Annotated in this window: 22 protein-coding genes; 13 read left to right on the top strand and 9 right to left on the bottom strand. The window is 73.9% G+C overall.

Annotated features, from left to right (window positions below):
• Positions 1-109: 109 nt before the first annotated feature.
• Entirely contained in the window at positions 110-652 is a 543-nt protein-coding gene (locus tag ACH4E7_RS29600; protein WP_396252120.1) for an MOSC domain-containing protein, read from the bottom strand.
• A 47-nt stretch (positions 653-699) separates the two neighbouring features.
• On the bottom strand, positions 700-1,293 hold the full coding sequence (locus ACH4E7_RS29595; protein ID WP_396252118.1) for a TetR/AcrR family transcriptional regulator: 594 nt from the start codon (positions 1,291-1,293) through the stop codon (positions 700-702).
• A gap of 136 nt (positions 1,294-1,429) precedes the next feature.
• On the opposite strand from ACH4E7_RS29595, the gene ACH4E7_RS29590 reads away from it, so the two are divergent.
• On the top strand, positions 1,430-2,959 hold the full coding sequence (locus tag ACH4E7_RS29590; RefSeq protein WP_396252117.1) for an FAD-dependent monooxygenase: 1,530 nt from the start codon (positions 1,430-1,432) through the stop codon (positions 2,957-2,959).
• 12 nt (positions 2,960-2,971) lie between these two features.
• Here ACH4E7_RS29590 and ACH4E7_RS29585 read toward each other — a convergent pair whose 3' ends face one another.
• Positions 2,972-3,391: a DUF4345 domain-containing protein gene (locus tag ACH4E7_RS29585; protein WP_396252115.1), complete on the bottom strand. Its 420-nt coding sequence runs from the start codon at positions 3,389-3,391 to the stop codon at positions 2,972-2,974.
• A 105-nt stretch (positions 3,392-3,496) separates the two neighbouring features.
• Here ACH4E7_RS29585 and ACH4E7_RS29580 point away from each other — a divergent pair, with 105 nt between their 5' ends.
• A complete protein-coding gene (locus ACH4E7_RS29580; protein ID WP_396252114.1) occupies positions 3,497-4,114 on the top strand; it encodes a TetR/AcrR family transcriptional regulator in 618 nt (205 codons plus the stop codon).
• Positions 4,115-4,244: 130 nt separating this feature from the next.
• Complete coding sequence (locus ACH4E7_RS29575; protein WP_396252113.1) at positions 4,245-5,444, top strand: cytochrome P450; 1,200 nt, start codon at positions 4,245-4,247, stop codon at positions 5,442-5,444.
• Positions 5,445-5,459: 15 nt separating this feature from the next.
• Here the strand turns inward: ACH4E7_RS29575 and ACH4E7_RS29570 are convergent, their stop codons facing one another.
• Both ACH4E7_RS29570 and ACH4E7_RS29565 read right to left on the bottom strand, forming a co-directional pair.
• The gene (locus tag ACH4E7_RS29570; RefSeq protein WP_396252112.1) at positions 5,460-6,242 is read right to left on the bottom strand and encodes a phosphotransferase enzyme family protein; all 783 of its coding nucleotides are present in this window, start codon (positions 6,240-6,242) and stop codon (positions 5,460-5,462) included.
• Positions 6,243-6,305: 63 nt separating this feature from the next.
• Positions 6,306-7,454, bottom strand: coding sequence for a Dyp-type peroxidase (locus ACH4E7_RS29565; RefSeq protein WP_396252111.1), 1,149 nt, complete (start codon positions 7,452-7,454; stop codon positions 6,306-6,308).
• Between the two features lie 85 nt (positions 7,455-7,539).
• Between ACH4E7_RS29565 and ACH4E7_RS29560 the strand changes: the two genes are divergently transcribed.
• From ACH4E7_RS29560 to ACH4E7_RS29520, 9 genes are all read left to right on the top strand, one after another.
• Positions 7,540-8,901, top strand: a complete 1,362-nt coding sequence (locus ACH4E7_RS29560) for a right-handed parallel beta-helix repeat-containing protein (protein ID WP_396252110.1) — start codon at positions 7,540-7,542, stop codon at positions 8,899-8,901.
• Between the two features lie 141 nt (positions 8,902-9,042).
• On the top strand, positions 9,043-9,342 hold the full coding sequence (locus tag ACH4E7_RS29555) for a polysaccharide lyase (RefSeq protein ID WP_396252109.1): 300 nt from the start codon (positions 9,043-9,045) through the stop codon (positions 9,340-9,342).
• Positions 9,342-10,070 carry a TSUP family transporter gene (locus ACH4E7_RS29550; RefSeq protein ID WP_396252108.1) on the top strand — a complete coding sequence of 243 codons (729 nt, stop codon included), beginning with the start codon at positions 9,342-9,344 and terminating at the stop codon, positions 10,068-10,070. The genes ACH4E7_RS29555 and ACH4E7_RS29550 overlap by 1 nt, the downstream gene beginning before the upstream one ends.
• A 66-nt stretch (positions 10,071-10,136) precedes the next feature.
• The gene (locus ACH4E7_RS29545; protein WP_396252107.1) at positions 10,137-11,411 is read left to right on the top strand and encodes an MFS transporter; all 1,275 of its coding nucleotides are present in this window, start codon (positions 10,137-10,139) and stop codon (positions 11,409-11,411) included.
• A gap of 137 nt (positions 11,412-11,548) precedes the next feature.
• Complete coding sequence (locus tag ACH4E7_RS29540; protein WP_396252106.1) at positions 11,549-12,190, top strand: hypothetical protein; 642 nt, start codon at positions 11,549-11,551, stop codon at positions 12,188-12,190.
• Positions 12,187-12,540, top strand: a complete 354-nt coding sequence (locus ACH4E7_RS29535; protein WP_355675223.1) for a metalloregulator ArsR/SmtB family transcription factor — start codon at positions 12,187-12,189, stop codon at positions 12,538-12,540. The genes ACH4E7_RS29540 and ACH4E7_RS29535 overlap by 4 nt, the downstream gene beginning before the upstream one ends.
• 113 nt (positions 12,541-12,653) lie before the next feature.
• A complete protein-coding gene (locus ACH4E7_RS29530) occupies positions 12,654-14,021 on the top strand; it encodes an MFS transporter (protein WP_396252182.1) in 1,368 nt (455 codons plus the stop codon).
• A gap of 221 nt (positions 14,022-14,242) precedes the next feature.
• Positions 14,243-14,983: a hypothetical protein gene (locus ACH4E7_RS29525; protein ID WP_396252105.1), complete on the top strand. Its 741-nt coding sequence runs from the start codon at positions 14,243-14,245 to the stop codon at positions 14,981-14,983.
• A 113-nt stretch (positions 14,984-15,096) separates the two neighbouring features.
• Complete coding sequence (locus ACH4E7_RS29520) at positions 15,097-15,471, top strand: hypothetical protein (protein ID WP_396252104.1); 375 nt, start codon at positions 15,097-15,099, stop codon at positions 15,469-15,471.
• Positions 15,472-15,902: 431 nt separating this feature from the next.
• Here the strand turns inward: ACH4E7_RS29520 and ACH4E7_RS29515 are convergent, their stop codons facing one another.
• Positions 15,903-17,906, bottom strand: a complete 2,004-nt coding sequence (locus ACH4E7_RS29515) for a heavy metal translocating P-type ATPase (protein WP_396252103.1) — start codon at positions 17,904-17,906, stop codon at positions 15,903-15,905.
• A gap of 98 nt (positions 17,907-18,004) precedes the next feature.
• Here ACH4E7_RS29515 and ACH4E7_RS29510 point away from each other — a divergent pair, with 98 nt between their 5' ends.
• A complete protein-coding gene (locus tag ACH4E7_RS29510) occupies positions 18,005-18,370 on the top strand; it encodes an ArsR/SmtB family transcription factor (protein WP_396252102.1) in 366 nt (121 codons plus the stop codon).
• A 6-nt stretch (positions 18,371-18,376) separates the two neighbouring features.
• Here ACH4E7_RS29510 and ACH4E7_RS29505 read toward each other — a convergent pair whose 3' ends face one another.
• The 3 genes from ACH4E7_RS29505 to ACH4E7_RS29495 are packed head-to-tail and all read right to left on the bottom strand — an operon-like array spanning position 18,377 to position 20,777.
• On the bottom strand, positions 18,377-19,012 hold the full coding sequence (locus ACH4E7_RS29505) for a response regulator (RefSeq protein ID WP_396252180.1): 636 nt from the start codon (positions 19,010-19,012) through the stop codon (positions 18,377-18,379).
• Positions 19,012-20,097 carry a sensor histidine kinase gene (locus tag ACH4E7_RS29500; protein ID WP_396252101.1) on the bottom strand — a complete coding sequence of 362 codons (1,086 nt, stop codon included), beginning with the start codon at positions 20,095-20,097 and terminating at the stop codon, positions 19,012-19,014. The genes ACH4E7_RS29505 and ACH4E7_RS29500 overlap by 1 nt, the downstream gene beginning before the upstream one ends.
• Entirely contained in the window at positions 20,094-20,777 is a 684-nt protein-coding gene (locus ACH4E7_RS29495; protein WP_396252100.1) for a DedA family protein, read from the bottom strand. Before ACH4E7_RS29495 ends, ACH4E7_RS29500 begins: the two co-directional genes overlap by 4 nt.
• Positions 20,778-20,908 lie beyond the last annotated feature (131 nt).

Genomic DNA, 20,908 nt, shown 5'->3' with positions numbered 1-20,908 from the left:
GGCCGGAGGCGTCCTGCATGACGGGGTAGGGGTATTACAGGGTAGGGGTATTGCGAGGTAGGGGTATCCGGGTCATCCGCACTCCGAGCGCGCGCCCCCGCCGACTGCCTCAGACCCGCTCCAGCGGCCGGTGCGGCGCCGCCGGCAGCTCCACGCCGATGGTGTCGCCGGGCCTGACCGGCCCGCCGGCGCGGACGACGCCCATGATCCCGGCCCGGCGCACGATCGTGCCGTCCTCCGCGCGCCCGACGACCCGCTTCAGCAGCCCGCTGCGGTAGTCGTCGATCTGCGCGCAGGGATTGCGCAGGCCGGTGATCTCCACCTCCGCCTCGGGCCCGATCCGCAGCACCGTGCCGACCGGCAGGCCGAGCAGGTCCAGCCCCTCGGTGGTGATGTTCTCGCCGAGCGCGCCGGGCGCCACGTCGTAGCCGGACTCGCCGAGTTCGGTGAGCAGCTCCCGGTGGATCAGGTGGACCTGGCGCAGGTTGGGCCGGGTCGGGTCCTGCGCCACGCGCGAGCGGTGCTTGACCGTCACCCCGGCGTGCACGTCGCCCTCCACGCCGAGCCCGGCGAGCAGCGTGATGCCCTCCCGGTTCGCCTTGCTGAACGAGTACTCGGCGTTGCTGCTGACTGCCACCACGGTGCCGCCCATGCGTTCCGGGCCCTCCTCGCAGATGTCCGTTCGATCGGCCCCGAAGCCTACGGCCTGGCGGACGCGCTGAGCAGGGGCAGGACGACCTCGTCCAGGATCTCCGCCACCACCCGGTCGGACGGCACCGCGCCCTCGATCAGGAAGGTGTCGCGCAGCAGGTCCAGGGGCAGCGCGACCACCCGCGGGGTGAGCCGCGCCGGGTCTATCTCGCCGCGGTCGGCGGCCCGGCGCATCACCGCGGCCAGGCCGTCCACCGGCCCCCGGGCGGTGAGTCCGGTCCGGAAGAGGGTGCGCAGCTCCGGGTCGCGCATGATGTCGACCAGCAGCCCGTGCACGGTGTCGACCGGCAGGTCGTCGAAGCGGTGCAGCATGCCGCACAGGAAGAACAGCAGGTCGGTGCGCAACTCGCCGGTGTCGGGCGGCTCCTGGTAGTCGGGGGCGTTGCGGCCGAGGGCGGCCACGACGAGTTCGACCCGGTTCGACCAGCGACGGTAGAGCACCGGCTTGCTGGTGCGGGCGCGGGCGGCGACGCCGTCCATGGTGAGGCGGTCGTAGCCGTGGTCGACGAGTTCGGCCCAGACGGCATCGAGGATGGCCCGTTCCAGTTCACCGCCGCGCCGCCGGACGCCCCCCGCGCCCACCGTTCCCGCTCTGCCGCTCGCCACCGGATCCCGCCCCCACCCTCATAGATACGTTGCGTTTCTTATCGGGGACAGTCTACAGTCGAGGGCAGGAAACGCGCCGTATCTTACGGCCCGGCGAACAGGGGGCTTCGTCATGTCCGACACACCCGAGACCGATGTCCTGGTGGTCGGCGCCGGCCCGGTGGGCCTCGCGCTCGCCATCGGACTGGCCCGCTCCGGGGTCGACTTCCGGATCATCGAGCGGGACCGGGAGTTCCGCACCGCGGGCGTCCGCGGCAAGGGCCTCAACGCGCGCACCCTGGAGGTCTTCGACGACCTCGGGGTGGTCGAGCGGATCCTCGACCGCGGGGTGCTCAACCTGAAGGTCCGAACCTACGAGGGCCCGACGCTCGTCCATGAGGTCGACCCCGCGGCCGCCCTCCCCGCCACCCCGGACCGCCCGTACCGCGGGATGCTGCTGGTCGCCCAGCACCACACCGAGGCCGTGCTGCGCGAGCGGCTCGCCGAGTACGGCGTCCGGGTCGAGACCGGCACCGAGCTGACCGGCCACACCCAGGACGGGGACGGCGTGCTCGCCACCCTGCACCGGGACGGCCGGAGCGTGCGGGTGCGCGCCCGCTACCTGGTCGGCTGCGACGGCGGCCGCAGCGCCGTCCGCAAGCTGGCCGGCATCCCCTTCCTCGGCGAGACCTGGGAGGAGGAGCGCTTCATCATGGCCTCGATGGACCTCGACGGCCTCGACCCCGACCACATGCACATCTGGAACCACCCCCGGTTCGGCGCCGGCGCCATGGCGCTGGTCCCGATGCGGCAGGACGGCACGTGGGCCGTGCACGCCGCCGTCGAACCAGACGGGCGGGGCGAGCTGCCCGCCCCCACCCTGGACACCTTCCGCCGGCTCTTCGCCGAACGGGCCGGCCTGCCCGGCGTCCGGATGCACGAGCCGATCTGGTCCACCGTCTGGCGCCCCACCGTGCGGGTGGTCGAGCGCTACCGCGACGGCCGGGTCCTCCTCGCCGGGGACGCCGCGCACTGCCAGTCCGCGGCGGGCGGCCAGGGCCTCAACACCGGCGTCCAGGACGCCCACAACCTGGGCTGGAAGCTGGCCGCCGTCCTGCGCGGCGCGCCCGAGGCGCTGCTCGACAGCTACCAGGAAGAACGGCTGCCGATCGCCCGGGCCTCACTCGCCGCCACCTCCGCCCACCACAAGGCGGTGTTCGGCGGCGACGGCGCCGGCCCGCTGACCGAGCAGTTCCGCACCCTGGCCGTCGCCGGCGCCGACCTCACCGGGCTCACACTCGGCTACCGGGGCGGACCGCTCGGCCGCGACCTCGACGGGACCACCGGCATCCGGGCCGGCGACCGCGCCCCGGACGCGCCCTGTGCGACCGGCGACGGCACGCCGACCCGGCTGTTCGACCTGTTCCGCGGACCGCACTTCACCCTGCTGACCTTCGGCGACCACCCGGGGCCGGCCCGGCTGCCCGCCACGGACGGACTGCGCCGGGCCGCCGTGCTCGACCCGGACGGGCACGCCGCCCGCGCGTACGGGCTGCGCGGGGACGCCGTGGTGCTGGTCCGGCCGGACGGCTACGTCTCGCTCACCGGGGCGACGGCCGACCCGGGTACGGTCCTCGGGCACCTGCGGGCCTTCGCCGTGTGACCGGGTGAGCGCTCAGGCCCGCTGGACGCCGGGCGCCGCCGGAGCCCCGGCCCCGACCGCCCGCTCGTCCGCGTCGGCGAGCCAGAAGAACACCGGCGAGAAACCGAGTTCGATCACCATCAGCACCACCTGGAACCCCTGCGGCCACCCGTCCGTGACGATCGCCAGCACCCGGCCGAGGCCGCCCAGCAGGAACACCGCCGTCAGCCAGCGGACCGCCCGGGCCGGCACCGGCGTCTGCCGGGCGACCCAGATCCAGGCCGCGCCGTACCCGGCGAAGATCGCGCCCATGAAGCGGCCGAAACTGTCGATCGTCGGGCCGGGGTCCGCGATCCCGGGGATCGCGGCGTTCCCGCCCAGTACGTGGAGGAACCCGATCGCCACGCAGGCGACCCCCATGATCCACGCGAGCACCCGCAGAGTCTTCGCCATGAGCCCACCATCCCGATCTCCGGCCCGAGGGACCGTCAGGTCTTAGTTGACACGCGTCTACTAACGCTAGCTACTAGTGGAACCGTGTCAAGTAACCTGTCCGGCATGCCAGTCCAGGACCACCGCAAACGCCTACCCCCCGCCGAGCGCCGCGCCCAGCTGCTCGCCGTCGGCGCCCGGGCCTTCGCCACCCGGCCGTACGAGGACGTGCTGATGGAGGAGGTCGCCGAGCAGGCCGGGGTGTCCCGCGCCCTGCTCTACAAGCACTTCGCCGGCAAGCACGAGCTGTTCGCGGAGGTCTACCGGCAGGCGGCCGGGGACCTCCTCGCGAAGAGCCGGTTCGACCCGGCGGACACCCTGGTCGAGCAACTGGTCGAGGGCATGGACGCCCACCTCGACTACTTCATCGCCAACCGGCACGCCGTCCTGGCCGCCAACCGCGTGCTCGCCGGGGACCCGGTGATCCAGACCATCATCACCGAGGAGCTGGACACCCTGCGCAGCCGGCTGCTCGGGGTGCTCCCGCTCGCGGACCCGAGCGCGCGCCGGGCCGCCTCCCAAGTCCTGCGCAGCTGGCTGGTGTTCGTCCGGGTGCTGGTCGTGGACTGGCTGACGGAGGAGACCTGCACCCGGACCGAGCTGCGCGACGCCTGCATCGGCGGCGTCCTGGGGGCGCTGAGGCCGCTGCTGCCGGCCGATCCGGCACCCGAATGGGGGCGTTGACGGCCCCGACGGGACGTTCGGGGGCGTACCATCGGGCCGGAACGGGAAACACCCGTAGGGATCAAGTACCTACGAAAATATGACAGTTGGATGCCCGTGACCCGCCGGCCCGTCGACCCCGAAGGGATCCATGTCCTCCGCCGCACCCGACACCGCGACGCCGCTCCCCCCGCTCCACCGGCTCACCGTCACCCCCGCCCAGCCTCCGCACCCCACCACCCTCCCGGACGGCACCCCCGCGTGGCTCGTCACCCGCTACCACGACGTCCGACAGGTCCTCGGCGACCCCCGCCTCACCCGGGCCGACCTGCACGAGGTCGGCACCGCGGGCAGCACCGCCGACGTGGCCGCCAACCCGGCCTCCCTGTTCAACCAGGACGGCGACGCCCACCGCCGCCTGCGCGCCACCATCCAGAAGGCCTTCACCCCGCGGGCGATCGCCGGCTGGCAGCCCTGGGTCGCGGCCGCCGTCCAGCAGGCCGTGGACGCGCTGGTCGCCGCCGGACCGCCCGCCGACCTGGTCACGGCCTTCACCCGGCCGGTGCCCTTCGCGGTCACCACCCGGCTGATGGGGCTCGACGGCGACGGCCCCGACCGCCTGGACGACGAGCGCCTGCGACGCTGGACCCTCGCCCTGCTCGCCCAGGGCGGCGATCCGACCGAGGACCACGGTGCCTCCCTCGCCGAATTCGGCGCGTTCACGCGTGAGTTGATCGAGCGTCGGCGCCGAGCACCCGGCGAGGACCTGGTCAGCCGGCTCGTCCGGGCCGCCGACCGGGACGGCGGCGTCCCCGAGGACGCGCTCGCCTTCCTCGTCCTCGGCCTCACCGCCAGCGGCAACGAGAGCGTCACCGGCGCCCTCGGCAACGCCCTGGTCTACCTCCTCGGCGAACGCCCCGACCACTGGCCCCGCCTGGCCGACCCGGCCGTCACCGAGCAGACCGCCGAACGCCTGCTGCACTTCATCCCGCTGGGCGACGACGAGGCCACCATCCGCCGCGCCACCGCCCCGATCGAGCTCGGCGGCGTCACCATCCCGGCCGGAGCCGTCGTCGCCGCCAGCCTCGGCAGCGCCAACCGCGACCCCGCCGTCTACCCCGACGGCCTGGACGCCGACCTCGACCGCCCCCTGGCCGCCCCCACCCTCGCCTTCAGCTCCGGCCCCCACTACTGCATCGGCGCCTGGCGGGTCCGCCTCGAAATGCGCGAGTCCCTCCGCCGCCTGGCCGCCGCCCTCCCCGGCCTGTGCCTGACCACCCCGGTCGACCGCCTCCCCTGGCAACTCGGCACCACCACCCGCGGCCCGGCCGCCGTTCCCGTCACCTGGTGACCCCCGGGCGCGGCGTCAGCCGTCCAACAGGGCGCGTTCCCAGAGGTCCTGACGCTGCTCGATGTAGTCGGCGTCGCCGCGCCAGACCTCGCCGTGACCTTCCTCCCACAGCCGCGCCCAGGGCCGGACGCCCCGTCCGGCCCCGTCACGCAGGAAGTCGTGCATGGAGCGGGCGCGCCGGCCCAACAGCGGGACCAGGCGGCGCCGTTCCGCCTCGTCCAGCCCGTAGGCGTCGGCGAAGACCCGCACCCGCTGCCCGGCGTCGGCGCGCTGCCAGGCCGGATCCGCCGACAGCGGGACGAAGCCGTGGAGGGCGTAGGCGACGTCCCACAGCCGGGAGCCCGGGGCGGCGGCGTCCCAGTCGATGAAGGCGAAGCCGCCCCCGCCGTCGGCCACGAGGTTCCACGGGGCCAGGTCGTGGTGGGCGATGATCTCGTGCTCGTCCGCCGGGATGAGCACCTGCCAGCGGGCGTCCGGCGGGGGTGTGAAGTCCTGTACGGCGTCGTGGAACTCCCGGATCAACCGGGCCACCCGGGCCAGCCGCTCCGCCGGCTCCACCAGTGCGAAGCGGTCCGGCCAGACCACCTCGCCCGGCAGGTAGTCGAGCACCTCGCGCCCCCGCTCGTCCAGACCGAGGGGTCGGGGAGCCCCCCGGAACCCCACCCCGTGCAGGTGCGCGAGCAGGGCGTGCACCGCGGGTGTCCACACTCCGGCCGGGCGGCGCACGGTGTCCCCGACCCGGACGACACCGGCGCTGACGTTCCCGCCCGTCAGCGGCTGCTCCTCGTCGTGATCCATCGCGCCAGTCTGCCAGGTGGGTCGGCCGCCGATCACCGGCATACGGGGGCCTGCGGGCAGACCCTAGGCCCACAGCCCCTCGCCCAGCACCCCGCCCTCCCGCACCCCCGGCAGCACGTACGCCACCGCCGAAGCCGTGTGCACCAGGAAGGAGTTGAGCGCGTCCTTGGCCGCCAGCCGCTCCTGCACCCGGTTGAACTGGGCCGGATCGCGGACGAAGGCGCAGAACAGCAGGCCGCGGTCGTCCGGCGCGTCGTCGTAGCTGTAGCCGCGCCGCAGCATCCGGGCACCGGCGTCCAGGCGGGGGCTGCTGAGGCGGACGTGCGCGGTGTTGGGGATGACGTAGGAGCCGTCGGGGTTCTTGGCGTAGATGTCCGGGTCGTCGTGCTCGGCCGTGCCGGTGAGCGGAGTGCCGTCGGTGAGGCGGCGGCCCATGGCCAGATCCCGGCGGTCCTCGGGGAGGGCGGCGAACGCCGCGGTGTCCATCCGGATCCGGCGGTAGACCAGCACCGTGCCGTGCTCGTGCGGCCCGGGCGGGCCCCAGACCCACTGCCGGGCGGCCGTCTCGTCCGGGTTGGCCGTGCCGTCCTTGAAGCCGAAGAGGTTGCGCGGGGTGGTGCCGGGGGCGGTCCGGGCCAGGAAGCCGGACTGGGTCCAGCGGACGCCCGCCCCCGCCGACTTCCCCGCCGCGCCGACGAGTTCGGCGACCACCGTGAGCGGCCAGCGGTCGGCGGCGCACAGCTGCACCACCAGATCCCCGCCGCCGCGTGCCGGATCGAGCCGGTCGCCCGGGAAGGCGGGGACGTCCGCCAGCGCGGGCGGCACGGTCAGCCCCAGCCTCGCGGCCAACCCCGGCCCGACCCCCACCAGGCTGCTGAGCTGCGCCGACTCCCCGCCCCGCAGCCGCGGGTCGCTGGACGTCCCGCCCGCCGCCTCGGCGAGCACCCGGGTCAACTCCCCCAGCAGGGAACGCAGGGCGCCGCGCCCGTCCGAGACGGCGGCGGGCGCCAGGTCGAGGGCCAGCAGCACGGTGGCCGGCTGCTGCGGGGCCGTCACCCCGGCCTGTCGCTCCCCGTGGAACGGCACGGGGACGGGCGCGGACGGCGGCGGGGGCGAGGCGGCGGGCCGGCCGCGCCCCAGCGCGACGGCCCCGGCGCCGACCCCGGCGGCCAGCACCGCACCGCCGCCCGCGATCAGCGCTCTCCGGTCCACACCGCTTCCGACGGTTCCCGGTTCTTTCCGCGCCTTTCCGGTTTCGGCATGCATGACCGACATTGGAGACGATAGAACACCCTTTATGCAACTTTTGACTATCCGTCAACTCACCGCTCTTTCGTCACCTGTCCGTGGACGGAGCTCGCTCCGGGGCCTCCCCGCACTCTTCATCGCCGCCGCCCTCGCCCTCTCCGGTTGCTCCTCCGCCACCGATTCCTCCGCCGACGCCCACCACCCGGACGGCACCGTGGTGCGGGTCCCACAGGACTTCCCGACCATCCAGAAGGCCGTGGACGTCGCCCGCGAGGGCGACACCGTGCTGGTCTCCCCGGGCACGTACCAGGAGAGCGTGCGGATCACCGAGCCCCGCGTGGTGCTGCGCGGCACCGACCGCAACACCGTGGTCCTGGACGGCGGTGTGCGGCTGGTCAACGGCGTCACCGTGACCGGCCCCGGCTCGGTGGTCGAGAACCTCACCGTGCACGGCTTCCTCGCCAACGGCGTGCTGTTCACCGGCGTCACCGACGAGAAGCTGCAGCAGCGCGGCGCCGGCGGCTCCGCCTACAACCCCCTGGACACCACCCGGTTCCCCGCCGTCCAGGGTTTCCGCGCCACCCGCGTGACCGCCTACAACAACGGCCTGTACGGCATCTACGCCTTCGACGCCCGAGCGGGGGTCATCGAGGACTCCTACGCCTCCGGCGGGGCGGACTCCGGCATCTACGTCGGCCAGTGCAAGCCCTGCGACACCCTGGTGCGCGGCAACACCGTCGAACGCAACGCCGTCGGCATCGAGCTCACCAACTCCTCGGACGGGCTGTACATCCTCGGCAACCGCGTGGTCGGCAACCGGGTCGGCGTCACCGTCAACTCCAACGACCTGGAGGCCCTCGCCCCCCAGCACGGCGCCGTGATCGCCGGGAACGCCGTCACCGACAACAACGCCGCCGACACCCCCGAACAGGCCGACGGCGGCTTCGGCATCGGCATCGGGATCGGCGGCGGCACGGCGAACAAGGTCGAGCGCAACCTGGTCAGGGGCAACCGCGCGGCCGGCGTCATCATCACCGACCCGCCCGGCCACCCGGCGAGCGGCAACCAGGTCCAGGGCAACCGCACCGAGGGCAACGGGGCCGATCTCGTCCTCGCCTCCGCCGACCCCGGCAACTGCTTCACCGGCAACCAGCCCGCCACCCAGAGCCCTACGGACCTCGAAACCCAGGCCGCCTGCGGCGCCCAGGGGCGCAGCCCGCTGGCCGCCGGCCGCACCGCACCCGTCCAGGCGCCCCCCGGCGTCCCGTTCAACCAGGTCCCGGCCCCGCCCGCGCAGCCGTCCCTGCCCGACCCGAACGCCCCCGGCCGCCCGGCCGTCGACCTGCCGGGAGCCGTCGACCCGGACACCTACCCGCTCCCGGCGACCGCCGACGCGCTGCGGAAGCCGTGACCCGGGGGTGCGCTCCCCTGGCCGCGGGCCCGTCCGACCCCCGTCGGCGGTACCGCGGCTGCGACCTCCAGGGCGCCCGCGTGCGGCAACTGCGCCCTGGGGCATGATCGGTGCGGACCGACCGCCGACCGAGGAGCCCGCATGAACCGCCCCGTGCGTACCGCCGCCCTGGCGGGCCTGGGCGACTGGCACTTCCAGGCCGACGGCCGCTGGCACACCGTCGAGCAGCTGGTGAACCGCGGCACCGGCGACATCACCGTCTGGTACGACGGCCAGCAGGTGCACGCTGCCACCGGTACGGCCTCCGGCATCGGCTCGCTCCCCTTCGGCGGCGTGCTGTTCTCCACCTTCTACGGCGGCCACGACACCAGTTGGGGCCCGGCCAGTACCCAGCACGCCTACTTCGCCGACTTCTCGCTCTCCACCGGCGTCCAGCACTGATGGGCGGCTGGGTCGGCGAAGTGGTCCTGGGCCTGGTCGTGCTGGTGGGCGCCTCGGTCCAGCGGCTGGCGGGCATCGGCTTCGCCCTGGTCGCGGCGCCCGTCCTGGTGCTGATGCTCGGCCCGAACAGCGGGGTGACGCTGGCCAACTTCGCCGCCGGGGCGATCAGCGCCGTCGGCCTGGCGGGGAGTTGGCGGCAGGTCCGGCCGACGACCATGCTGCCGCTGCTGATCGCCGCCTCCTGCACCGTCCCGGCCGGTGCCTGGGTGGCGGCCGTGGTGCCCACGTCGGAGTTGCTGATCGGTATCGGCCTGCTGGTCAGCGCGGCCTCGCTGCTGGTGATCCGGGGCGTCCGGGCCGCCGCGCTGCGCGGGGTCGGCGGGGCGCTGGTCGCGGGTGCCACCAGCGGGTTCATGAACTCGGCCGCCGGGGTGGGCGGCCCGGCGATGTCCCTGTACGCCGTCAACTCCGGTTGGAAGGCACGGGAGTTCGTGCCCAACGCCCAGTTGTACGGTGTGGTGGTGAACGCCTTCTCGCTGGCGACCAAGGGCCTGCCCGCACTGAGCGCGTCGTCCTGGGGGCTGGTGGCCGTCGCGCTCGCGGGCGGCGCGGCGGTCGGCCGGCTGCTGGCCGCGCGGGTGCCCGAACACCGGGCCCGGGTGGTGGTGCTGGGGCTGGCCCTGGCCGGTGGGCTGACCACCCTTGTCAAGGGCGTTTCCGGACTCTGACGGCCCGGCTGGGAATGCTCTGTGAAGGGGCGGCCAATTCTGTAGCGGTCATGCCATACTGCGTCGGTGACCTCAGCCAGCCTAGCGACACCCCCGCAGCACAGCAGGCCCCAACTGGGCCGAAAATTCGCCATGCTGTGGTCGGCCTCCTCGATCTCAGCGGTGGGCGACGGCATGCGGGACTCCTCGCTGCCACTGCTCGCACTGACGGTCTCGGACTCCCCGAAGGCCGTTTCCCTGGTCGCGGTGTCCGGCTCGCTGCCCTGGCTGCTGATGGCCCTGTTCGGCGGGGTCATCGCGGACCGCTTCGACCGCCGCCGACTGATGTGGACGATCGACATCGGACGCGCCGTCATCGTGCTCGGCTTCGCGACCTGGGTCTTCCTCGCCACCCCGCCGTTGGCCGCGCTCGCCGCCCTGGCCTTCGTCCTCGGCTGCGGCGAGACGGTGTTCGTCAACGCGGCCACCTCGGCCATCCCGGACGTGGTCCGGCCCGACCAGCTCGACGCCGCCAACGGCCGGCTGCAGGGCGGTCTGCTGGTCGGCCGGATGATCGGCCCGCTGGTGGGCACCACCCTGTTCGCCCTCGCCGCAGGCTCCCCCTTCACGGTGGACGGCCTCTCCTTCGCGGCCGCCGCCTCCCTGGTCTTCCTCACCGGCCGCTCCAGCGCCCCCCGGGCGCGGGCCGACCGCCCGGTGATGGCCGACATCCGCGAGGGTGTCCGCTGGCTCTACCAGCACAAGCAGCTGCGCCTGGTCGCGTCCCTGTCCGCCCTGGCCGGCGGCGCCTCCGCCCTCGGCATCACCATGCTGGCGCTGCTGGTCACCCGCACCCTGTCCGCCCCGACCTGGGCCTACGGCGCCGTCCTCGCCTCCGGGGTGATCGGCGGCACGGCCGCCAGCACCCTGGCCGGCCGGCTCAGCCAGCGGATGGGCCGCCGCGCCCGGATCGCCCTCTCCTTCGTGCTGATGGGCTCGGCGCTGCTGCTGATGGGCCTGAGCCCCTCGGTGATCCTGGTCGCGGCGCTCTTCGCGGTCGGCAACTTCGGCGTGGTGACCTGGAACGTCCAGGCGATCTCGCTGCGCCAGCAGATCGTGCCGAAGGAACTGCTCGGCCGGGTCAACAGCTGCTACCTGATGCTCACCCGGATCGGCATGCTGATCGGCGCGGGCCTCAGCGGCTGGATCGGCTCCACCGTCAACGTCCGCACCCCGCTGGTGATCAGCGGCATCCTGCTCCTCGCCGCGCTGTTCGCCCTCCCCCGGATGGGCAACCTGGAGCCCGCCCCGGCCCCCGCCGAGGAGCCCGCCGAGGAGCCCGCGGAGCAGACGGCGGACTGACCGGGCCCCTCCCCCGCCCCGCACCCCCGGACCGCTTCCCCCACGAGGGGGAGGCGGTTCGTTCCGTCGGCCGAGGTGCGCCGACCCACCCCGCTGCGACCGTGGACACACAGTCCACACCGCATCGGGGAGCCGCCGTGACCGCCCTGACCCGACCACTGCACACCACCGGCCGCCTGCGCACCGCCTGGGACGCCGCCCACACCCCCGTCCCCGGCGTCCCGCGCTGGGCCCGGATCGCCGCCCGGGCGGTGCCCTTCACCGTCCTGCCGTCCTGCGCCTGGCGGATCGCCACCTGCACCTTCCACGTCCCGCTGGACGGCGGCGCGGTCCAGGACTCCGGCACCCTGCCCTGGTGGCTGCCGCTGGAGCTGTACGTCATCGTGCTGTCGGTCTTCTCCGAGCTGCTGGCTTTCACCGCCTTCGGCCTGATCGCCCGCTGGGGCGAAGTCTTCCCCCGCTGGTTCCCGCTCCTGCGCGGCCGCCGGGTCCCGGTGTCAGCGGCCGTCATCCCGGCGGCCCTGGGCGCCGCCGCCCTCACCTTCATCACCGCCCTGGTCGCGGTCATGGTCTCCACCGGCCACACCATCCAGGGCCGCCCCCTCCGCGACGGCATCCCGGTGTTCACCGGCGACTGGCACACCGTCGTCCTGGTCGCCTGCTACGGCCCGCTGCTGCTCTGGGGCCCGCTACTGGCCGCCGTCACCGTCGCCTACTGGCGGCGGCGCACGTCGGGTGCGTACGCACGCACCCGACCAGGGCCTACGATGGCCGGATGAGCACTGGCACCGATCTGGCAGATGCACACCGCTCGCAGCAGCGGGCCGAGGCGAGGCTCGATGTCGCCGCGTCCGTGCTCGCGCTGCTGGCCGACCGGACCAGGCTCGCGCTGCTGGAGCGGCTCGGGCGGGGCGAGGCGGATGTGACCACGCTGACCGAGGCGACCGGGGCCGCGCGACCGTCGGTCAGCCAGCACCTGGCGAAGCTGCGGCTGGCCGGGCTGGTCGCGACCCGCAAGGACGGCCGGCGGGTCGTCTACTCGCTGCGGCACGGACACCTGCGCCGGCTCGTGGACGAGGCGCTGAACGTCGCCGACCACCAGATCGGGCACCTGCCGCCGCACGACTGAGCCCGGGCCGCCTCCCCTCGGCGGGGTTCCGTCCCATCAATAGGTGCACACGTATGCACGCATTACCTATGATGGACACGTCATCTCCCACCGCCGCCCCCGGGACGGGCTCCATGCTGAGCGTGCTGCGCAACCGCACCTACCGCCACCTGTTCACCGCCCAGGTCGTCGCCCTGGTCGGCACCGGCCTGGCCACCGTGGCACTGTCGCTGCTGGCGTACAAGATCGCCGGGAACGACGCCTCGGCGGTGCTCGGAACCGCGCTGGCGATCAAGATGGTCGCGTACGTGACCATCGCTCCCATCGCCGGAGCGCTCTCCGGTCGAATACCCCGGCGGGTCCTGATGGTCGCGATGGACCTCACCCGGGCCGGGGTCGCGCTCACCCTGCCGTTCGTGGACCGGGTCTGGCAGGTCTACGTCCTGATCTTCCTGCTCCAGGCCGCCTCCGCCGCCTTCACCCCGACCTTCCAGGCCACCATCCCGGACGTGCTGCCCGCCGAACGCGACTACACCCGGGCCCTGTCGATGTCCCGGCTCGCCTACGACCTGGAGTCGCTGTTCAGCCCGGCGCTCGCCGCGCTGCTGCTCTCGGTGGTCTCGTACAACTGGCTGTTCGCCGGGACGACGGCGGGCTTCCTCGCCTCGGCGGCGCTGGTGGTCTCCGCCGCCCTGCCCAAGCCCAAGCCGGTCGAACGCCCCGGCGGCATCTACCGCAAGGCCGCCTTCGGCTCCCGGCTGTTCTGGGCCACCCCCCGGCTACGGGCACTCCTGGCGCTGGACCTCGCGGTCGCGGCGGCGGGCGCGATCGTCTTCGTCAACACCGTCAACGTCGTCCGCGACCACTTCCACCGCCCGGCCGGTGCCGTCTCCCTCGCCCTCGGGGCGTACGGCGTCGGCTCGATGCTCGCCGCCCTGCTGCTGCCCCGGCTGCTCGCGAGGGTCAGCGACCGGTCCGTGATGCTGCCCGCCGCCTTCGCCCTGCCCTGCGTGCTGGTCGCCGTCACCGCCATCACCGCCGCCCCGGCCGGGACCGGCACCTGGCTCGCCCTGCTCGCCGCCTGGGCCCTGGTGGGCGCCGGCAGCTCGGCCGTCCTGACCCCAGGCGGCCGGGTCATCCGCCGCTCCGCCGCCGACCCCGACCTGCCGGCCGCCTTCGCCGCCCAGTTCTCCCTCTCCCACAGCTGCTGGCTGCTCACCTACCCCCTGGCCGGCTGGCTCGCGGCGGGCCTCGGCCTGCCCGCCACCGCCGTGGCCCTGGGCGCGGTCGCCCTCGCCGCCGCCACCACCGCCACCGCCCTCTGGCCCACCCGCGACCCGGACACCCTCAGCCACCTCCACACCGACCTCCCCGCCGGCCACCCCCACCTCGCCGGCGCCCACCCCGCCGCCGGCGGCGCCTGGCAGCACGGCCACCACTACGTCATCGACCAGCACCACCCCACCTGGCCGCGCCCACACCGCCCGGCCGCCCTCGGCTGACCGCGCCGCCGGCGGCCCGAACGGTCGGCGCCCCGAACCGGCCTGTGGGGAGGCCGAATCGGCGGCACATCGCAGAGGAATCCGGCCAGGTTCCCGAGGTGGCCATGTCCCATCTTTTGGATCGTTCCAACTCCTGTTAGGGTCGCACCGGCTCCACCGAATCCGGCGCCGCCCGGCCGTCTCGCGGTGCCGTACGGACCTGCCGATTGGACTGGTGTCACGTGAACCGAAGGCATCACCGACTACTGGACCGTTCGTCGATCGCGGCCCTCCGCAGCCGGCTCGCCGCCCTGACGGGGATAGTGGCCCTCATCGCGGCCGTCCTCACCGGCGTCACCGCCGGCCCGGCCGGTGCCGCGCCCACCCGCGCTTCCGCGTCCGCTCCCACCGCCACCGCGGCGGGGGCCGGGTGGATCTGCAACGGGGCGCCCGTCACCCCGGGCTACGTCCTCACCAGCCACACGAACAACGGCTGCAACGGGGCCGGCATGTGGTTCCAGCAGCCCGTGCAGAACGGCATCTGGACCTGCGCCACCTCGCCGATCCCGGCCGGGTACGTGCTCTCCGGCCACAACCCCACCGGCTGCGACGGTTACGACTCCTGGTACATGCGGCTGCCCGTGGACGGCCTGTGGACCTGCGGCACCTCGCCGATCCCGCCCGGCTACGTGCTCACCCAACACGCCGGCAACGGGATGGGCTGCTCCAACATCGACGCCTGGTACATGCAGCTGGCCAGGGACGGGATCTGGACCTGCGCGGGCTCGCCGATCCCGCCCGGGTACATCAACACCAACCACCAGGTCCCCGGCTGCGGCGGCATCGGCTCCTGGTTCCAGCAGGTGGCCAGGCCCTACCTGTGGATTTGCCCGTACACGCCCGTTCCGGCCGGCTACCACACCACCACCTACAACGGCTCCTACTGCGGCGGCCTGGGAGCCTGGCTCCTGGTGCGCAACTGATCCCGACCACGGCGCGAGGCACCCGGGAGGTACTCGAGGCGCCCGGCGGATAATGGCCGGTGCCGCAGGCCGACTGCGCCTACGGCACCGAGCGACTGAGAGGCAGAGGACGGATGACCCTGGAGGAAGGCCGGCGCGTCAGGCTGGTGGAGGACCTCGGGATCGGTGAGGCCGTCGCCGGGGAAACCGGGGCGACCGTCGGATTCCTCTCGCTGGGGGCCGGGATCGAGGGCACCGTCGAGCGCGTGGACGGGGAACTCCCGGAGAGCGAGGAGGTCCGCGAGTACCAGCGGCTCAAAGCGCTGTTCGAGGACTACGGGCACACCATGCCGGCGGCGAGCCGGGAGCGGCTGGAGGAGCAGATCGCCGCGCTGGAACCGGAGTGGGCCGCGCACCGGGAGCGGGGGAAGCGGGTGACCGTCCGGGTCCGACTGGACAACGGCTTCGTCCTCGACGGGGCGTACCAGGACATCCTCACGTCGCTGTGAGGGAGGACATCCCCTGACCTGGGCGTTGAGCGGGCGTTTACGGCACCCGGGGAGGATGAGCCATCACTGGAATCACGGGAGGTAAGTCGATGCCCGGTTGGGGTGGAGGCAAGGCGACGCCCGGTGTGAGTGGAGGCGAGGCAATGCCCGATGTGACAGGAGGGAGCGCCGACCGCGATGCGGCGGCCCCCGCGGAGACGACCACGACCGAGGCTCCGGCCGCCGATGCTTCGACGAGCGCCGACCAGCCGGAGGACACGGGCGAAAGCACGCCGAGCAGCTGAGGCGTCGCTGACCTGCGGCGGCCGGCTCCCCCGGCCGCCGCGGTGTTGCGTCAGGTTCCCGGTCGGACCGGATCGCCCGCCCCCACGACCGGAACCCGGTGCGCGGCCGGATCCGCCACCAGACCGTCGTCGTCCATGACGCCCCGGCTAGCCGCAGGCCTGACCCCGGGCCTTGGTCCACGCCGCCTCGCGGAGCAGCCGCAGGCCGTTGAGGCCGACGATGACGGTCGAGCCCTCGTGGCCGAGCACGCCGAGCGGCAGCGGGAGGGTGGCGACGAGGTCCCAGACGACCAGCACCGAGATGAACACCGAGGCGATCACCAGGTTCTGCACCACGAAGCCGCGCGCCCGCCGGGAGAGTGCCACCACAGCCGGGACGGTGGCGAGTTCGTCGCGCACGATGACGGCGTCGGCGGTCTCCAGCGCCAGGTCGGAGCCGGCCCGGCCCATGGCGATGCCGGTGTGGGCGGCGGCCAGGGCGGGGGCGTCGTTGACGCCGTCGCCGATCACCAGCACCTTGCGGCCGGCCGTCTCCTGCTCGCGGACGGCGGCGACCTTGCCCTGCGGCAGCAGCCCGGCCCGCACCTCCGCGATGCCGACCTCCGCGGCCACCGCGGCGGCGGCGCGCGGGTTGTCGCCGGTGAGCAGCGTCGGCGCGCGGCCGGTGAGGGCGGTCAGCGCGGACACCGTCGGGGCGGCGTCGGGGCGCAGCCGGTCGGCGATCCCGAGCACGCCGACCGGGACGCCGTCCGCCTCCACCAGGACGGCCGTGCGGCCGCGCTCCTCCAGCTCGGCCACGGCTGCCGAAGCCGCGCCGGAACGCCCTCCCCCAGCCTCCGGCCGGGAGGTGCCCCCAAGCAGCCGCTCGGGTGCGCCGACCGCGACGATCCGGCCGTCGACGGCGGCGGTGACGCCGACGCCGGGGACGGAGTCGAAGTCCTCGGCGGCGGCCAGGGCGAGACCGCGGGTCCGGGCGGCGTCGACCACGGCCCGGGCGAGCGGGTGCTCGCTGGGGTGCTCGGCGCCGGCGGCCAGGGCGAGCAGCCGGTCCTCGGTCAGGCCGGAGCCGGGCAGCGGGTGGATGTCCGTGACGCGCGGGGTGCCCTCGGTCAGGGTGCCGGTCTTGTCCAGGGCGACGGCGTCCACCTGCCCGAGCCGTTCCATCACCACGGCGGACTTGACCAGCACGCCGTGCCGTCCGGCGTTGGCGATGGCGGAGAGCAGCGGCGGCATGGTCGCGAGGACCACGGCGCACGGCGAGGCGACGATCATGAAGGTCATGGCCCGCAGCAACGAGCCGGTGAAGGCCGCGCCGAGGGCGAGCGGGACGGCGAAGACGGCGAGGGTCGCGATCACCATGCCGATCGAGTAGCGCTGTTCGACCTTCTCGATGAACAGCTGGGTCGGCGCCTTGGTCTCGGAGGCCTCCTCGACCATGGCGACGATCCGGGCGATCACCGAGTCGGAGGCGTCCCGGTCGACCTTCACCCGTAGGGCGCCGGTGCCGTTCAGGGTGCCGGCGAACACCTCGTCGCCGGGCTGCTTGGCGACGGGCAGCGGCTCGCCCGTGATGGTGGCCTGGTCGACCTCGCTGGCGCCGTCCAGGACCCGCCCGTCGGCGCCGATCCGCTCGCCGGGCCGGATCAGCACGGTGTCGCCGACGGCCAACTCCTCGGTCGGGACGCTCTCCTCGGTGCCGTCGTCCAACAGCCGGGTGGCGGTGGCGGGCGCGAGGTCGAGCAGTCCGCGCACCGAGTCGGCGGTACGGGCGGTGGCCAGGGCCTCCAGGGCGCCGGAGGTGGCGAAGATGACGATCAGCAGCGCGCCGTCCATGACCTGTCCGACGGCGGCGGCGCCGAGCGCGGCAACGATCATCAGCAGGTCGACGTCGAGGGTCTTCTCGCGCAGTGCCTGGAGGCCGGCCCAGGCGGGCTCCCAGCCGCCGGTGGCGTAGGCGAGGGCGTACAGCGGGCCCCAGGCCCAGGCGGGGGCGCCGGTGAGCTGGAGCGGCAGCGCGGTCAGGAAGAGCAGGGTCGCGGCGGCGGCCCAGCGGGCCTCGGGGAGGGCGAGGACCCGGGTGCGGCGGCGCGGGGCGGTGCCCGGGCGCGGTGCGGCGGTGGGCGCGGGGCGCTCGGTCAGGGTGGTGGGCATGCGGACGGGACCCTTCGGGGCAGGGTGGGGCCGGTGACTCAACCACCATACATGAACATATGAACGCCCCTTCATGTATGAGTTGTAGTATTGCCCGCATGGGTCATGGAGCCGCCCCCGCCACCACCGTGCCACACACACGTCTGGACGCCACCAGCGCCGCCCGGGTGGCCAACACCCTGCAGGCCCTGGCCACCCCGTCCCGGCTGCTGATCCTCTCCCGCCTGCGCGAGGGGCCCTGCGCGGCGACCGAACTCGCCGCCGAGGTCGGCATGGAGCAGTCGGCCTGCTCCCACCAGCTGCGACTGCTGCGCAACCTCGGCCTGGTGGTCGGCCAGCGCCAGGGGCGCTCGGTGGTGTACGCGCTCTACGACAACCATGTGGCCGCCCTGCTCGACCAGGCGGTGTACCACATCGAACACCTGCGCCTCGGGCTCACCGACGAGCCGGACACCCTGGACTGACCCCGGTCAACTCCCCAGGAACCGCAGGACCGCCAGTACCCTGCGATTGGAGCCGTCGTCCCGAGGCAGCCGCAGCTTGTCGAACACCGCGTTGGTGTGTTTCTCCACCGCGCTCCTGGAGATGAACAGCTGCTGCGCGATGGCCGTGTTGGTACAGCCCTGAGCCATGAGGGTCAGCACGACCCGCTCCCGGTCCGTCAGCAGATCGAGATCGTCGCTGTGGCGCGTGCGCGCCAACAGGCGGCGCACCACCTCCGGATCGAAGACCGTGTCGCCGGCGTGCACCCGCTCCAGCGCGGACAGGAACTCCTCCACCCGGCCGACCCGGTCCTTCAGCAGGTACCCCACGCCCCGGGTGTCGGCCGCCAGCAGCTCGGCGGCGTACCGCGGCTCGACGTACTGCGACAGCACCAGCACTCCCACCCGCGGGTGCTCGGACCGAAGCCGCAGCGCGGCCCGCAACCCCTCGTCGGTGTGGCTCGGCGGCATGCGAACGTCCACCACGGTGACGTCCGGGGGCTCGGCGGCCACCGCGGCCAACAGCGCGTCCGCGTCCCCCACCGCGGCGGTCACCTCATGCCCCTCGTCGGCCAGCAGCCGGACCAGGCCCGCGCGCAGCAGCGCGGAGTCCTCGGCGATCATCAACCGCACGGCAGCTCCGTCACCACGCACGTGGGGCCGCCCGGCGGACTGTCGACGGTCAGGCACCCGTCCAGCGCGGCGATGCGGCGGGCCAGCCCGGCCAGTCCCGGCCCGGCGGGATCGGCGCCGCCACGCCCGTCGTCGCGCACCGACACCCGCACCACGTCGGCGTCCTGAGCGATCGCCACCTCGATCCGGGTGGCCCCGGCGTGCTTGGCCGCATTGGTGAGGGCCTCGCGCACCGCGAAATAGGCGGCCGTTTCGACGGCGGGGGCGGGCCGCCGCGCCAGGTCACCGCTGAGGTGCACCGGGATGGGCGAGCGTTCCGCGTCCACGGCCAGCGCCTCGCGCAACCCCAGCTCGTCCAGCGACGCGGGATACACCCGCCAGGCCACCTGCCGCAGCTCCTCCAACGCCTGCTCGGTCTCGGTCTGCGCCTGCCGGTACAGCTCCTCGGAGTTCCTGCGGCGCGCCCGTCCGAGCAGCATCGCCACCACCACCAGCCGCTGCTGCAGCCCGTCGTGCAGGTCGCGTTCGATGCGGCGCCGCTCGGCGTCCACGGCCGCGACGATCCCGGACCGGGTGGCGGCCAACTCATCGATCCGGCGGCGCATCCGGGCCAGTTCGTCGGGGCCGAGGAAGCGGCCCACCAGCCTCCGCTCCAGCTCGGCGACGGCGGCCAGCCCGGCCAGATCGAGGAAGAGCAGCAGCAGGCCGACCGCGAGGAGATATCCGGCGACCGGCCAGGTCGGCTCCATGCCGTCGGCGTCACGCCCGGACAGCCAGCGCGACAGCCCGGCGGCAGCCGTCCACGCGCCCGCCGCCAGCAGGAACAGCGCCCCGCCACCGAGCAATCCGACCGGCACGCGGCACCACAGGTACGCGGCGGCCCGGCGCGGCTCGATCTCGCCCGACGAAGCGGTGGCGCCTCCGAGCAGGACGGCGACCCGCCGCTGATCCAGCACGGCCAGGCGGACCACCGGCCCGGTCGACCGCACCAGCGCCCCCGCGGCGAGAACGGCGAGCCCAGCGCACGCCGAGACCGCGCCGAGGGCGATGCCGACCGCAGTACGCACGGCCCTCATGAACGGTGCCGGGCGCTCGGACGACGGCGCCGCCGCACCGAGAACCAGCGGGCGACGGCCACCACCGCCAGCGCCACCACTGCCTTCGACACCCATCCCCCGTACTCCTCCACCAGGCGCCAGTTGTCGCCCAGCCAGTATCCCAACAGGACGAACACGGTGTTCCACACCAGGCTTCCGACAGCGGTCAGGGCGGTGAAAACCGGCAGCGGCATGCGCTGGATCCCGGCCGGGACCGAGATGAGGCTGCGCACCACCGGCACCATGCGGGCCAGCAACACGGCGGCACGGCCCCGCCGTTCGAACCACGCCTCGGCCTTGTCGATCTCCTGCGGATGGATGAGGGGGATACGGGCGGCGAGCGCGCGGGTGCGGTCGCGCCCCAGGAGGGCGCCCGTGGCGTAGACGATCCAGGAGCCGACGACGGAGCCGACCGTGGTCCAGACGATGACGGCCGGCAGGCTCAACCGGCCCTGCCCGGCCGCGAATCCGGCGACGGGGAGGATGATCTCGCTGGGAATGAAGGGCAGGACGGTGTCGACGAGGTTGGTCAGCCCTGCGCCCGCGGCACCGAGAGCGTCCATGACGTCGACGGCCCAGCCGGCGACGCCACTGGCGGGCTCGGCGGAGGCGGAGGCGGAGGCGGCGAGGAGCGGCGCGGAAGCCGATGGTGTGATCATGCCGTTCACGCTAGGAGGGGGGCAGGGCCACCACCATGCGGTGAACCGCCCGATCACACTGTGGTTTTCCGCAACCACCAGAGCGGGAATGTGCGCGGGCGCCACCGACGACGACCTGCTGCCCATCGTCT

Origin of the sequence: Kitasatospora sp. NPDC018058, from assembly GCF_044327205.1 — a bacterium.
Lineage (GTDB): Bacteria > Actinomycetota > Actinomycetes > Streptomycetales > Streptomycetaceae > Kitasatospora.
This window is presented reverse-complemented; position numbering and strand designations above follow the sequence as displayed.

Excerpts from the sequence above, each read along its gene's own strand:
- ACH4E7_RS29600 (WP_396252120.1), bottom strand. The coding sequence starts at position 652 with ATGGGCGGCACCGTGGTGGCAGTCAGCAGCAACGCCGAGTACTCGTTC.
- ACH4E7_RS29590 (WP_396252117.1), top strand. The coding sequence starts at position 1,430 with ATGTCCGACACACCCGAGACCGATGTCCTGGTGGTCGGCGCCGGCCCG.
- ACH4E7_RS29585 (WP_396252115.1), bottom strand. The coding sequence starts at position 3,391 with ATGGCGAAGACTCTGCGGGTGCTCGCGTGGATCATGGGGGTCGCCTGC.
- ACH4E7_RS29580 (WP_396252114.1), top strand. The coding sequence starts at position 3,497 with ATGCCAGTCCAGGACCACCGCAAACGCCTACCCCCCGCCGAGCGCCGC.
- ACH4E7_RS29575 (WP_396252113.1), top strand. The coding sequence starts at position 4,245 with ATGTCCTCCGCCGCACCCGACACCGCGACGCCGCTCCCCCCGCTCCAC.
- ACH4E7_RS29570 (WP_396252112.1), bottom strand. The coding sequence starts at position 6,242 with ATGGATCACGACGAGGAGCAGCCGCTGACGGGCGGGAACGTCAGCGCC.
- ACH4E7_RS29560 (WP_396252110.1), top strand. The coding sequence starts at position 7,540 with ATGCAACTTTTGACTATCCGTCAACTCACCGCTCTTTCGTCACCTGTC.
- ACH4E7_RS29555 (WP_396252109.1), top strand. The coding sequence starts at position 9,043 with ATGAACCGCCCCGTGCGTACCGCCGCCCTGGCGGGCCTGGGCGACTGG.
- ACH4E7_RS29550 (WP_396252108.1), top strand. The coding sequence starts at position 9,342 with ATGGGCGGCTGGGTCGGCGAAGTGGTCCTGGGCCTGGTCGTGCTGGTG.
- ACH4E7_RS29535 (WP_355675223.1), top strand. The coding sequence starts at position 12,187 with ATGAGCACTGGCACCGATCTGGCAGATGCACACCGCTCGCAGCAGCGG.
- ACH4E7_RS29530 (WP_396252182.1), top strand. The coding sequence starts at position 12,654 with ATGCTGAGCGTGCTGCGCAACCGCACCTACCGCCACCTGTTCACCGCC.
- ACH4E7_RS29520 (WP_396252104.1), top strand. The coding sequence starts at position 15,097 with ATGACCCTGGAGGAAGGCCGGCGCGTCAGGCTGGTGGAGGACCTCGGG.
- ACH4E7_RS29515 (WP_396252103.1), bottom strand. The coding sequence starts at position 17,906 with ATGCCCACCACCCTGACCGAGCGCCCCGCGCCCACCGCCGCACCGCGC.
- ACH4E7_RS29510 (WP_396252102.1), top strand. The coding sequence starts at position 18,005 with ATGGGTCATGGAGCCGCCCCCGCCACCACCGTGCCACACACACGTCTG.
- ACH4E7_RS29505 (WP_396252180.1), bottom strand. The coding sequence starts at position 19,012 with ATGATCGCCGAGGACTCCGCGCTGCTGCGCGCGGGCCTGGTCCGGCTG.
- ACH4E7_RS29500 (WP_396252101.1), bottom strand. The coding sequence starts at position 20,097 with ATGAGGGCCGTGCGTACTGCGGTCGGCATCGCCCTCGGCGCGGTCTCG.
- ACH4E7_RS29495 (WP_396252100.1), bottom strand. The coding sequence starts at position 20,777 with ATGATCACACCATCGGCTTCCGCGCCGCTCCTCGCCGCCTCCGCCTCC.